The sequence below is a fragment of the Bacillus sp. CECT 9360 genome, from assembly GCF_918741275.1.
In the GTDB taxonomy this organism is placed as follows: domain Bacteria; phylum Bacillota; class Bacilli; order Bacillales; family DSM-1321; genus Peribacillus.
In genome coordinates this window covers 21338-33752 of the sequence record NZ_CAKKNA010000003.1, presented here as the reverse complement: position 1 = coordinate 33752, position 12415 = coordinate 21338, and the positions used below count along the sequence as shown (strand labels likewise).

Annotated in this window: 9 protein-coding genes; 8 read left to right on the top strand and 1 reads right to left on the bottom strand. The window is 41.5% G+C overall.

Annotated features, from left to right (window positions below):
• Nucleotides 1-37 precede the first annotated feature (37 nt).
• The 5 genes from LQ216_RS04015 (at nt 38) to LQ216_RS03995 (ending at nt 6804) form a co-directional block, all read left to right on the top strand.
• Entirely contained in the window at nt 38-865 is an 828-nt protein-coding gene (locus tag LQ216_RS04015; RefSeq protein ID WP_290369228.1) for an undecaprenyl-diphosphate phosphatase, read from the top strand.
• 289 nt (nt 866-1154) lie between these two features.
• Nucleotides 1155-2537, top strand: a complete 1383-nt coding sequence (locus LQ216_RS04010) for an amino acid permease (RefSeq protein WP_230126946.1) — start codon at nt 1155-1157, stop codon at nt 2535-2537.
• A 192-nt stretch (nt 2538-2729) separates the two neighbouring features.
• A complete protein-coding gene (locus tag LQ216_RS04005; RefSeq protein ID WP_230126944.1) occupies nt 2730-4046 on the top strand; it encodes an amino acid permease in 1317 nt (438 codons plus the stop codon).
• A 131-nt stretch (nt 4047-4177) separates the two neighbouring features.
• Entirely contained in the window at nt 4178-5404 is a 1227-nt protein-coding gene (locus tag LQ216_RS04000; RefSeq protein WP_230126942.1) for an MFS transporter, read from the top strand.
• A gap of 146 nt (nt 5405-5550) precedes the next feature.
• Nucleotides 5551-6804: a methyl-accepting chemotaxis protein gene (locus LQ216_RS03995; RefSeq protein ID WP_230126940.1), complete on the top strand. Its 1254-nt coding sequence runs from the start codon at nt 5551-5553 to the stop codon at nt 6802-6804.
• 195 nt (nt 6805-6999) lie between these two features.
• On the opposite strand, the gene LQ216_RS03990 is transcribed toward LQ216_RS03995, so the two are convergent.
• Complete coding sequence (locus LQ216_RS03990; protein WP_230126938.1) at nt 7000-7218, bottom strand: DUF3006 domain-containing protein; 219 nt, start codon at nt 7216-7218, stop codon at nt 7000-7002.
• A gap of 370 nt (nt 7219-7588) precedes the next feature.
• Between LQ216_RS03990 and LQ216_RS03985 the strand changes: the two genes are divergently transcribed.
• From LQ216_RS03985 to LQ216_RS03975, 3 genes are all read left to right on the top strand, one after another.
• The gene (locus tag LQ216_RS03985) at nt 7589-11128 is read left to right on the top strand and encodes a bifunctional 2',3'-cyclic-nucleotide 2'-phosphodiesterase/3'-nucleotidase (RefSeq protein ID WP_230126936.1); all 3540 of its coding nucleotides are present in this window, start codon (nt 7589-7591) and stop codon (nt 11126-11128) included.
• A 48-nt stretch (nt 11129-11176) separates the two neighbouring features.
• Nucleotides 11177-11383, top strand: a complete 207-nt coding sequence (locus LQ216_RS03980; protein WP_230126934.1) for a hypothetical protein — start codon at nt 11177-11179, stop codon at nt 11381-11383.
• Between the two features lie 126 nt (nt 11384-11509).
• Entirely contained in the window at nt 11510-12403 is an 894-nt protein-coding gene (locus LQ216_RS03975) for a DUF4349 domain-containing protein (RefSeq protein ID WP_230126932.1), read from the top strand.
• The last annotated feature ends 12 nt before the right edge of the window (nt 12404-12415 follow it).

Sequence of the window (12415 nt, the reverse complement as noted above, 5' to 3'; positions counted from 1 at the left end):
GAAATTATGAATAAAAGGATTAAATGAGGTGGCAGTAATTAATATCTGGGAAATTTTTGTTGCAATTGTTCTTGGACTAGTGGAAGGGCTGACTGAGTTTGCTCCTGTCTCCTCTACCGGCCATATGATAATCGTGGATGACCTTTGGTTTCAATCGAAAGAGATTTTTGGTAGCAAAGTGGCCAATGCTTTTAAAGTAGTTATCCAATTGGGTTCTATATTAGCTGTTGTGGTAGTATTTTGGAGCCGATTTATGGATCTGCTTGGTATTAAAAAAATACAGTCTGAATCAGGTGAACCCGGAAAGAAACTCAACCTTTTGCAAGTACTTGTCGGACTGATACCTGCGGGTGTATTGGGTGTTTTATTTGAAGACTATATTGATGATAATCTATTTACAACTAAGACCGTAGCTGTAGGATTATTGCTTGGTGCTTTCCTAATGCTTGCGGCAGATAGATTTCAGCCTAAGGTAAAGGCGGACACAGTCGATAAAATTACATATAAACAGGCGTTAGGTGTAGGGTTAATTCAATGTTTAGCGTTATGGCCCGGCTTTTCCCGTTCAGGCTCAACGATTTCCGGTGGTGTTTTACTTGGAATGAGTCACCGTGCTGCTTCAGACTTTACATTTATTATGGCTGTACCGATTATGGCCGGGGCAACTCTTTTAAAGTTAGTTAAATACTGGAGTTACTTCTCTCTGGAGGATTTGCCGTTTTTTGTTGCCGGATTCATCAGTGCATTCGTTTTTGCATTAATCTTCATCCGCTTTTTCTTGAAGCTTATCGATACAATCAAACTGACCCCTTTTGCGATTTATCGAATCGTATTAGCGATTATTTTGTTTATGGTTGCTGTATAAAAAGCTTAAATGCATTGCCGGATTTCCTGCGGCAATGCATTTTTCCTATTAAGCTGATTTATGCGCAAAATTATTTCAGGAAACTATTAAATTTTTTTAGTACAATTAGGAAAGGATAAAAAATAATAAAACGCTTACTCGATTGATTTATAAGGATTCCCTTAAAAACTATATTGAAAAAGCTTGCTTTGGGACAGGTAAACTACTTGACTTCAACAGTAATCGTCCATATACTACAAAACGATGAATATTTAGATAACTTCTTAGATAGACGAGCTGGGGGATATACATGAACAATGTTTTTCGAAAGAAATCAATAAGTGATTTAATGGCGAATAGCCGTAAGAACGAACTTAACCGTTCGCTCAGTTTACTCGATTTAATTTTTCTTGGGGTTGGCTGTGTAATCGGGACAGGGATTTTTGTCGTCACCGGCGTGGTTGCGGCTGAGAGCACTGGACCGTCCATTGTTATTTCCTTTATTATTGCCGGTATCGCTTGTGCGTTGGCTGCTTTTTGTTACGCTGAGTTTTCTTCGGCAGTTCCTGTATCCGGAAGTGTATATACCTATACGTATGCTACACTTGGAGAACTTTTTGCTTTTCTGATCGGCTGGGATTTAATGCTGGAATATGTGCTGGCAATCGCCGCTGTTGCGACTGGCTGGTCGGCCTATTTTCAATCTCTTATCTCAGGTTTCGGCCTGCATATTCCGGAAATTCTTTCTTCAGCACCCGGCACCAACAAAGGTGGCATTATGAACCTTCCAGCGATGCTGATCATCCTTCTAATTACGGCTCTTGTCAGCCGGGGAGTGAAAGAGAGCACTCGTTTTAATAATGTAATGGTGTTCGTAAAGCTGGCGATTATTTTGCTGTTCATTGTGGTAGGAATTGGGTATGTGCAGCCTGAAAACTGGACACCCTTTGCTCCATTTGGTTTTGATGGAATCGTAACAGGTGCCGCCACCGTATTTTTTGCTTATATCGGATTTGATGTGATCGCGACAGCGTCTGAGGAAGTGAAGTCACCGAAGCGAAACATGCCGATCGGAATCATTAGTTCCCTTTTAATCTGTACGGTCTTATATATTGGTGTCTCGCTTGTGTTAACAGGGATGGTTCCTTATCAACAGCTAAATGTAGGAGATCCAGTTGCCCTGGCACTTAGACTCGTAGGACAGGATTCTATCGCCGGAATTATTTCGGTTGGGGCAGTTGCCGGAATTACTACGGTAATACTAGCTTTAATCTACGCACAGGTTCGATTAACATATGCGATGAGCCGTGACGGATTATTGCCTAAAAAAATGGCTACTGTTCATAAGAAGTATAAAACACCTTTTTTCAACACCTGGCTGACAGGCTTTGTTGCCGCAGGTATTGCCGGATTTGTTGATTTAACAACATTGGCACACCTTGTGAATATGGGAACACTTGCAGCGTTTACATTGATTTCCATAGCCATTATCGTCTTGCGCAAGAAGCATCCTGAAATTAAGGCAACCTTCCGCGTGCCATTTGTTCCGGTACTGCCTGCTATTAGCGCACTGCTTTGTATATACTTATCTTTAAGCCTTCCGGGAATGACTTGGGTCGCATTTGTAATTTGGCTTGCATTCGGTTTTATGGTTTATATGGTCTATTCTCGAAAACACAGCAATTTGAATTAAATAGGGTAGTCCTGAAAGAAGAGGAAAGTCTTCTTAAGGACTACCTTTTGTTATTTTTGAATAATTTTATTACTTGAATATTCATATTTTTAATGTTCCAAAAATAGATTAATTTTTCTAAAAATTATATCCAAATAATATTTATGATATAATTGCAAGAAAATCTACACACTTGTACGGGGAGGAAGGACAGTGGGAAAAGACCAATTAAAGAAAAACATCGGATTTGTTGTTGCGACATCTATCGTGATTGGTACGGTAATTGGTTCGGGGATCTTTATGAAACCGGGAATTGTCCTCTCCCAGAGCGGTAATTCAACAAATGCCTTGCTGGCATGGCTCATAGGAGGACTCATTACTTTGGCAAGCGGTTTAACGATTGCTGAAATCAGTGTGAAGATTCCAAAGACAGGAGGGCTTTATGCTTATCTTGAAGAGGTCTACGGAAGACTATGGGGTTTTTTATGCGGCTGGGTACAGACGTTTATATATGGTCCCGCCGTCATGGGCGCGTTAGGCCTGTATTTCGGAACCCTGCTAGCGGGATTCTTCGGTTATTCAAATGATAGCATTAAGATTATTGGGATTTTAACCGTTTTATTTTTGGGTGGGATGAATATCTTAGGAACCCGATATGGAGGGTTCATCCAGAATATTTCCACGGTTGGAAAGCTGATTCCGATTATTGCCATAGCTCTTTTCGGCATGATTAAGGGTGAAATGCCAATTTTGAATATTGACAGCGGCAGCACTTCACAGACTATCAGCATGGGTGCAGCAATTCTTGCCACACTTTGGGCTTATGACGGCTGGATGAATGTCGGGTTCATGGCCGGTGAAATGAAAAATCCGGCGAAAACGATGCCACGGGCGATCATTACTGGCATCGTAATTGTAATCGTTGCTTACCTGTCCGTGAACATTGCTTTGCTGCACGTGCTTCCTGCCGCTCAAATTGTTGAATTAGGCCCGAATGCAGCGAATGTAGCAGCAACGATACTATTCGGCGACTTTGGCGGTAAATTAATCACGATTGGAATTCTAATCTCGATTTTCGGATGCTTGAACGGTAAAATAATGACCTTTCCACGAATTCCGTTTGCGATGGCAGAGAGCAATCTCCTTCCAGCCGCAAAGACGTTATCAAGCGTTCACCCGACCTTTAAGACGCCTTTGAATGCGACAGTCTTTCAACTGATTATGGCCATCTTAATGATGCTTGTCGCTAATCCTGACAGACTGTCGAACATAGCGATTTTCAGCGTGTTCTCCTTTTATGGCATGGCTTTCTTTGCCGTGTTTATTTTAAGGAAACAAAAGCAAGAAACAGACACATACAAAGTGCCGCTTTATCCATTCACCCCAATCGTAGCGATATTAGGGGCGGTATATATAGTCGTTTGTACATTAATCGATACACCTATGGATGCGTTCTTTTCCATTGCCATCACCATCATCGGCCTTCCTGTTTATTGGCTGTTGACGAAAAGAACAGTAAAAAAAATATAATGCTTACAAACGCTCCTTTCATTTCGGTGAAGGGAGATTTTTATATTAATCTTTTAATCCACTATTAGACAGGCAGGCGCAATCGTATTAACATGAATAATACCTGAGTAAAAAGAAAGGTCTGAGATGTAATGGAATATATTGAGCCGGCAGGCAAGTCATATAGAAGAACGATTATTGCCTTGTTTTTAGGCAGTTTTGTAACATTTGCTGATTTATATAGCACCCAGCCCGTTATTCCTATTATTACTGAGCAATATAATGTGACCCCGGCAGCTGCAAGCTTGACGCTATCCGTGGCTACGGGAACTCTGGCTGTTTGTCTGCTGATTCTCTCGTTTTTGTCTGATAATATTGACCGGAAGCGGATCATGGCTGCTTCCTTGGTGCTTTCGGCAACTCTATCTATTTGCGTCGGATTCACAGAAGAATTATATTTGCTTCTGATTCTAAGAGCATTGCAGGGAGCGGTATTAGCAGGGTTCCCATCCATTGCGATGGCTTATATTAATGAAGAATTCAATCCGAAGAATTTAGGGTACGTGATTGGAATTTATGTGAGTGGTTCAAGCATTGGAGGTCTGGCTGGTCGGTTGCTGGTAGGTACAATTTCTGACTATTTCACATGGAATGTGGCAATAGGGTGCCTCGGATTTCTGAGTTTAGGTATTAGCGTTTTGTTTTGGTTTTTGTTGCCGGAATCGAAACATCAGAATCGCCGAAGCAACATATCCATCCGTAGATTGAAAACATCTATTTCTCATACTATTAAAAACAGGGGGCTCATCCTGTTGTATATACTTGGGTTCTTACTGATGGGATCCTTTGTCACCGTCTATAATTATATCGGAATTCCCTTGATGAAGGATCCATACAATTTATCGCAGACGTTGCTAAGCTTTATTTTTATCATCTATCTAGTTGGAACATTCAGCTCAGCATGGATGGGAAAACTCGCAGACCGGATGAACCGGACAAAGGTTACTTTATCCGGAATTCTTCTGATGGGAATCGGTGCGCTGTTAACGATGTGTGATCCTCTGTTTGTGAAAATTGCAGGGCTCGCCATGTTTACGTTTGGTTTTTTTGGGGCACATTCGATCGCAAGCAGCTGGGTCGGATTGTTTGCCCATAAAAGTGAAAAAGCTCAGGCATCGTCGCTTTATCTATTATTCTATTATGCAGGCTCAAGCCTTATTGGGGCATTTGGAGGAGTATTTTTACAACAATACGGCTGGTTTGGTGTCATCGGGTTGATTAGCAGCTTGCTTATATTAGCTGTCTTATCCTGTTTATTTATAGGTGTCAGCTATCAAACTGTCAGAGGAGAAGAAAAAGAAAGTATTCAGAAAATCTAGCAGTCATTACGACATCTTCTAATATAATAGAACCAGTCTTTTCTCTTACACATCCCCCTTCCTGTGAAAAAAGTACTGGAAATTTTTTGTCATATATGATATAAATTACCTAGTAGGTCTGTTATAATACAGAAGGGGGAAGTGGTATGAGTCTGTTAAAGTATATTATCAGGACAAGTGCTGTGGTAATACCAGCGACGGCGCTAATCGGCTTGTTCATTAATTTATTTAATGGCATACAGGGCTGGCACTTTTGGATCACCATCATGTCTACAACCATTATGGGTGCCGTTGTCGGCGTTCTTTCATCGGTCTTGAATCACAAAAGATTTATCAAACCGATAGAGTCGATTAACGAGTATTTAGAAACAATTGCAGACGGTAATATGCAAAAAAGTTTGAGTGATGAAAATTTAGGCGAATTGAAGTCAGTGGCAACAAGCGTCAATCGTGCTGTCGGGGCGTGGAGCCATGTTCTTCGTAATGTTCAGAAAGCCTCGAACGAAATTAATGACTACTCGGCCCAGCTATCGCAGGGAGCGGATCAAACAACCAAGGCTACTGACCATATTTCCAATACGATTGAAGAAATGGCACAAGGTGCTGAAAGCCAAGTTCAGGGGGTCAGTCAAACATCTTCTGTTATTTATCAAATGTCCGCAGGCCTTTCACAGGTTGCTTCTAGCGCATTAACAGTGACGGAGAGCATTAACGAATCGTTAGAGAAGGCTAATGCAGGAACGAATTCCATTCAACTGGCCGGCAGGCAGATGAATTCGATTCATACCAATGTTAACGAGCTTTCAAGAGTTGTGAAAGGCCTTGGAGAGCGATCTGATGAAATTGGCAAAATAGTCGATGTCATAACGCAAATTGCCGCTCAGACCAACTTGCTTGCCTTAAATGCAGCCATTGAGGCGGCTCGGGCAGGGGAGCAGGGTAAAGGGTTTGCTGTTGTTGCCAACGAAGTACGTACACTGGCTGAGCAATCAGGCAATGCTACACAGCAAATTGGGGAAATCATTACACAGATACAGAATGATACACAACAGGTTGTCGAAACGATGGAATCAGTAAAAAGCGGAGTAACAGAAGGAATTGGAGTCATGACCGGAGCGGGTAATTCATTTACTCAAATCCAGCTTTCCATCAACTCTGTTTCAAGTCAGATAGAACAAGTTTCAGCGGCTATTCAGGAAATGGCAGCAGGAACGAAATTGGCAGTGGGCTCAATGGATAACATCTCCAATGTTGCCGCTGAATCTGCATCCGCCACACAAAGCGTGTTGGCTGCAACAGAACAACAGGTTGCATCCATGGAAGAAATGAGCGCATTTTCAAAATCACTTGCAAAATTGGCCGGTGACATGAAATCAACGATCCATACTTTTAAGATTTGATACTAAAGAAGGAGGCCAAGCTAGGCCTCCTTCTTTAGTATCCTATTTTTTCTGTGCCGGTACGGTTTTATTTTTCATCCAGAATTCTGTTAATCTATTGTTTGAATTAAATGATACGGACTAAATCAGTCATATCTTCAGCTTCGTATCTCTCTCCCATCAGAATCTTAGAAATAACATTGCCGTGTAGATTTCCTACAAGACGTCGTCCATGATATCTTCCATTTCGAGGCGCAGTCTTTCCGTCTCATCCTCCATTACCGTTATGATCGTTCCGTCAATTTCGACGACATCGCCCGGCTTTGATTCAAGCGGAAAAAGATTGATTGGGAAGCCTTCCGCTTCGCTATTAATTGTGACGATTCCATACTCTCCTTCAAAGCGGTCGATGATACCTTTCATTATTTCATTCATATTTATCCGCTCCTATTCAAAGTTTTTTTATTCATTTAGCCATGCTATTCCCGTTTTCAACTCAGACTTAAACAAACGAGTACCATTTCTTTTCTTCCAAATGAAGGAAAAACAGTATCAAAGCAAATTTTCGGACTTATGGTAATTATCCTATTTAACATACTTTATAAAGTGAATGTGAATGTAGGTGATCTTTTTTATATGAACTGGTAAATAAGATCTAAAAAAAACAATAGTATACTAATGATAGACATGGTTTTAGTGCTAAATAACTAAAATGATTCCTTTTTTCAAAATCTTCATCTTACTTTAATAATAGCGTGATATATTTATCTTGGATTTTAATATTTTGAGAGGAATGTGAGGATTTATGTCAATAAAGCACAGTATGAAGAAATGGCTTGCCTCTTGTGTTGCAATTGGACTGGTAACTACTCATTTTACGATTCCAACCCTGGCTCATGGGAATAACGAAAACGATAGGAACCACCCTCGTCAAAACTCGGAATTTTCGTTACGAATCATGGAAACGACTGATGTCCACACCAATCTTCTAGGTTACGATTATTACAAAAATGCTCCGTCGGATACTGTCGGCTTGGCACGTACGGCTACTTTAATTAAACAAGCAAGAAAAGAAGCGAAGAACAGTGTACTGGTTGATAACGGAGATTTAATCCAGGGTACACCGCTGGGGACGTATAAAGCTAATGTGGCCCCTCTTAAAAAAGGAGAAATCCATCCAGTTTATAAAGCGATGAATCAAATGGGCTACGATGCAGCAACATTTGGCAATCACGAATTTAATTATGGATTGGACTATTTAAAAGAAGCGATTAATGATGCAAGATTTTCTTATGTGAATGCAAATATATACAAGGATGATCATGATAAAAATCCTTATAATGATAAAAATGCCTTCCAACCTTATAAAATTGTCGAGAAAAATATCATCGACAACAGAGGGAAAAAAGCAAAGGTGAAAATCGGTTATATCGGATTTGTCCCACCGCAAATCATGGACTGGGACAAAGCGCATCTTGAAGGCAAAGTGAACACCAAAGAAATTGTTAATACAGCGAAAAAATTCATTCCTGAAATGAAACGAAAAGGTGCTGATGTTGTCATTGCCATGACACATTCAGGCTTTAACGGAGACACAAACAATACTGAAGATGTCATCTATTCATTGAGCAAAGTACAAGGAATTGACGCGATTACTTTCTCGCATACGCACAAGGTATTTCCTGCTGCTAGCGAAACAACGTTAGACAATTTGTTTAAAGACAACAATGGTAAAGTATTGCCCGGAGTAAACAACGGCAAAGGTACGATTAACGGTGTACCGGCTGTACAAGCTGGCTATGGCGGCGGTAACTTAGGCATTATCGACCTTGAAATGCAACGCGCTAAAGGAAAATGGAAGATCGTTAGTTCCCAATCCTCTACCCGCACCGTTTTCGATAAAACAACAGGCAAAAAAGCTGAAGAAGACAAATGGATTGCAGCTGCAGTAAAAAAAGACCATGACGCGACCGTTAAATATGTAAATACGCCAATTGGAACAACAACAGCGCCGATTCACAGCTTCTTCGCGCTGGTACAGGACGATCCTTCCGTGCAGGTCGTAACCAATGCGCAAAAGTGGTATGTAGAAAAGTATATTACAAATAACAAACCACAATATAAAGACTTGCCGATCCTTTCCGTTGGGGCACCTTTCAAAGCTGGACGAAATGGTGTCGAAGAGTTTACGGAAATCCAAACAGGCGACCTGACTATCAGAAGCGCCGGAGATCTGTATCTATATGACAATACGCTTAAAGCGATTAAAGTAAAAGGCTCTGTCGTCAAAGAATGGATCGAGATGTCTGCAGGCAAATTCAATACAATCGACCCTGCTAAACAAGAGGAACAAGAGCTGTTAAACAGTAAATTCCAAGCGTACAATTTTGATGTTATCGATGGGGTTACCTATCAAGTAGATGTTACGAAGCCTGCCCGCTATGATGACAGAGGGACAAAGATCTCTGACTCCAGCCGGGTTAAGAATCTGAAGTATAACGGTGAAGCTGTAAACCCTGACCAGGAATTCATCGTGGTCACGAATAACTACCGCGCTTCCGGCGGCGGAAACTTCCCTGGCGTGAAGGGGAGCGAGTACGTTGTAGATTCAGCGGATGAAAATCGCCAGATCTTAATGGACTATATCACAGAGGTAAAAGAAATCAACCCGACTGCTGATAACAATTGGTCTATCGCGCCTATCTACGGGGATGTAAATGTAACATTCACTTCTTCTCCAAAAGGAGCAAACTATTTAAATGCAGACAGCAAGATTTCTTATACAAACAGAACAAATGACCAAGGCTTCGGCATTTTCAAATTCGATCTAAAAGGCGAGAAACCTGAAAATGTAAAGGTACAAATGTTAGGAGTCAATGATCTTCACGGACAATTGGATACAACCTCTGAATTTGGAGGAGTGAAGCAGGGCCGTGTGGATTACCTGGCAACTTATTTAAAGAACCGGGAAGCAGAAAATCCAGAAAACACATTATTGGTTACGGCAGGGGATGCTGTCGGAGCAAGTGCCCCGGTATCTTCCAAGCTTCAGGACAAGCCGACACTTGAGTTCCTGAATGATATGGGCTTCGATGTTGGTACGGTCGGAAACCATGAATTCGATAAAGGCGTCGATATGTTAATGGCGCAAATCAATGGCGGAAAGGCACCAAATTCCGATGTTGAATTTGAAGGATTGGATTTTCCTTATGTCGTTGCCAATGTAGTATACAAGGATACAAAGAAGCCAATTCTTGATCCGTATGTCATTAAAAAAGTTGGCGGCCAGGAGATCGGATTTATCGGTGTGGTAACAAATGCGACACCTTCGAAAGTCACTCCGGCGGGAATTGAAAAAGTAGAATTTATCGAGCAAGCGCCTGCTGTCAACAAAGCAGTGGCAGAGCTAAAGACTAAAGGTGTAGAATCAATTGTTGTTGTATCCCATGACCCGGGCAGTGAGAGAAATGGTGTGGTTTCCGGCGAAGTAGTTGACTTGGCAAACGCAATTGATGATGAAGTGGACGTGATCTTTGCAGGAGATAATCATGCTAAATTGAATAATGTCGTCGACAACAAGCTGATTGTTCAGGCTTATTCTTATGGAACAGCTTTTGCAGATGTTGACTTTGAAATCGATCCAACTACAAATGATATTGTGACAAAGTCAGCTGAAATCGTGACCGTCGCACAATCAGGTGTTACTCCTCACGCAGAAACGACAGCTTTCATTAACAAATATCTGGATATGTTCCCTGAATTAAAGGAACCGTTGGGTACAACGGACGCACCAATTACCAGAACGGATGCTTATAATGCTGAATCACCGCTTGGCAACCTAATTGCCGATTCCATGAGAGATGACCTGAAGTCTGACTTTGCATTTATGAATCCGGGAGGCATCCGCGCGGATATTCCTCAAGGAACGATCACATACGCCGAACTGGCAAAAATTCAGCCTTTCGGAAACACGCTTGTAAAGCTGAATCTAAGAGGAGCCGAAATTAAAACGTTGCTGCAGCAACAATGGACAGTTGAAGGCTCTCCAAAAACGCTGCAAATCTCCGGCTTGAAATATAAGGCTGACTTCAGCAAACCTGTTGCTGAACGTGTAGTTGAGTTAACGAAGGCAGACGGCACACCAATTGAAGATACACAAACGTATACCATAACGGTGAATGACTTCATGGCTGGTGGCGGCGATAACTATCTCGTCCTTAAAGGGAAAGAAAGAACCTATGGCTCCCCAGACCTTGACGCATTTGTGAACTATGTGAAAAAGATATTCAATGGCGGCAAGATTACTGCTTCTGTTGAAGGTAGAATTGTAAATATAAATAAATAAGTGAAGCAGAAAAATAACCCGGGAGGCTTAGCCGCCCGGGTTATTTTTTTGCAACGAATATTTAACAAAATGAAAATAGAAGCAACAGTCTTCAGTGTCCCGGCAACAAAAATAGGTAAAGCGGCAACAAAACGTGACAAACTGGCAACGAAATCTTGCGGTGGCAACAAAATGAAAATTCCGGCAACAATCTTCATTGTCCCGGCAACAAAAATAGGAGAAGCGGCAACAAAGCGTGACATTCAGGCAATATAATCTTCCGGCGTTATCGAAATAAGACGCAAGCTAGAATTATTGGCAGGACGCTTGTGCTTTTCTTAGAAAAAATTGTAACTAATTTCCTTTCTTTTCGTCTCTTCTAATAAAAGAGGGGGAAATAGAATGAAATCAAGAAACGTGATTGCTGCATTCGCATTTCTTTTTTTGCTCCTGCTGGTTGCCTGCTCAGGAGACAATGAATCGAGCGATAAAGCTCAGCCGGACTTGCAAACAGAAAACATGAAGGATTCAAGTAAGACAACCGAGAACATCTCAGAGGGGGAAGGAAAAGCAGAAACAGTGAAAGAGGATAGTGAACCTGCCGCAACCGAGAGAAAGGTGATTCATAATGCGGAACTGCGGTTGGAAGTGAAAAACCTCGAAAAACATCATGTAAAGCTTGAGGATAAGGTGAAACAGTACGGTGGATATATTGTGCAATCGAATGTGTTCAGCGAAGATAAGGGCTATCTGAACGGAATGGTGATAGCCAGGGTGCCCGAGAAAAGCTTTCAGAAGTTCCTGAGTGAGACTGAAGCAACAGCTGCAAAGGTCATTGAACGAAATGTAAGAGGCGAGGATGTCACGGAGGAATATGTCGATTTGGAATCACGCCTCAAATCGAAAAAAGCAGTGGAAGCTAGGCTGCTGGTCTTCATGCAAAAAGCAGAAAAAACCGAGGACCTTCTGAAAATCTCGGGTGATCTCGCAAATGTGCAGGAAGAAATAGAGACAATCGTTGGTAGAATGAAGTTCCTCGATAACCAGGTGGCATATGCCACTGTGACAATCAATACTTTTGAGGAAAAAGTAGTCGTGCCAACTATTGATAAAAAAGACTTAAATACATGGGGAAAAACAAAAAAACAATTTGCCGGCAGCATTAATTTCTTAATGGCTGTCCTTTCAGGAATCACGGTCTTCTTCATCGGAAATCTCCCGGTTTTCATCATTCTTTTCGCGATCGCATTTCTCATTTACTATATAGTAAGGATAAGAAAGAAGAGAAGAGAATAAATACAAGGAAGA

Excerpts from the sequence above, each read along its gene's own strand:
- LQ216_RS04010 (WP_230126946.1), top strand. The coding sequence starts at position 1,155 with ATGAACAATGTTTTTCGAAAGAAATCAATAAGTGATTTAATGGCGAAT.
- LQ216_RS03990 (WP_230126938.1), bottom strand. The coding sequence starts at position 7,218 with ATGAATGAAATAATGAAAGGTATCATCGACCGCTTTGAAGGAGAGTAT.
- LQ216_RS03995 (WP_230126940.1), top strand. The coding sequence starts at position 5,551 with ATGAGTCTGTTAAAGTATATTATCAGGACAAGTGCTGTGGTAATACCA.
- LQ216_RS03985 (WP_230126936.1), top strand. The coding sequence starts at position 7,589 with ATGTCAATAAAGCACAGTATGAAGAAATGGCTTGCCTCTTGTGTTGCA.
- LQ216_RS03975 (WP_230126932.1), top strand. The coding sequence starts at position 11,510 with ATGAAATCAAGAAACGTGATTGCTGCATTCGCATTTCTTTTTTTGCTC.
- LQ216_RS04000 (WP_230126942.1), top strand. The coding sequence starts at position 4,178 with ATGGAATATATTGAGCCGGCAGGCAAGTCATATAGAAGAACGATTATT.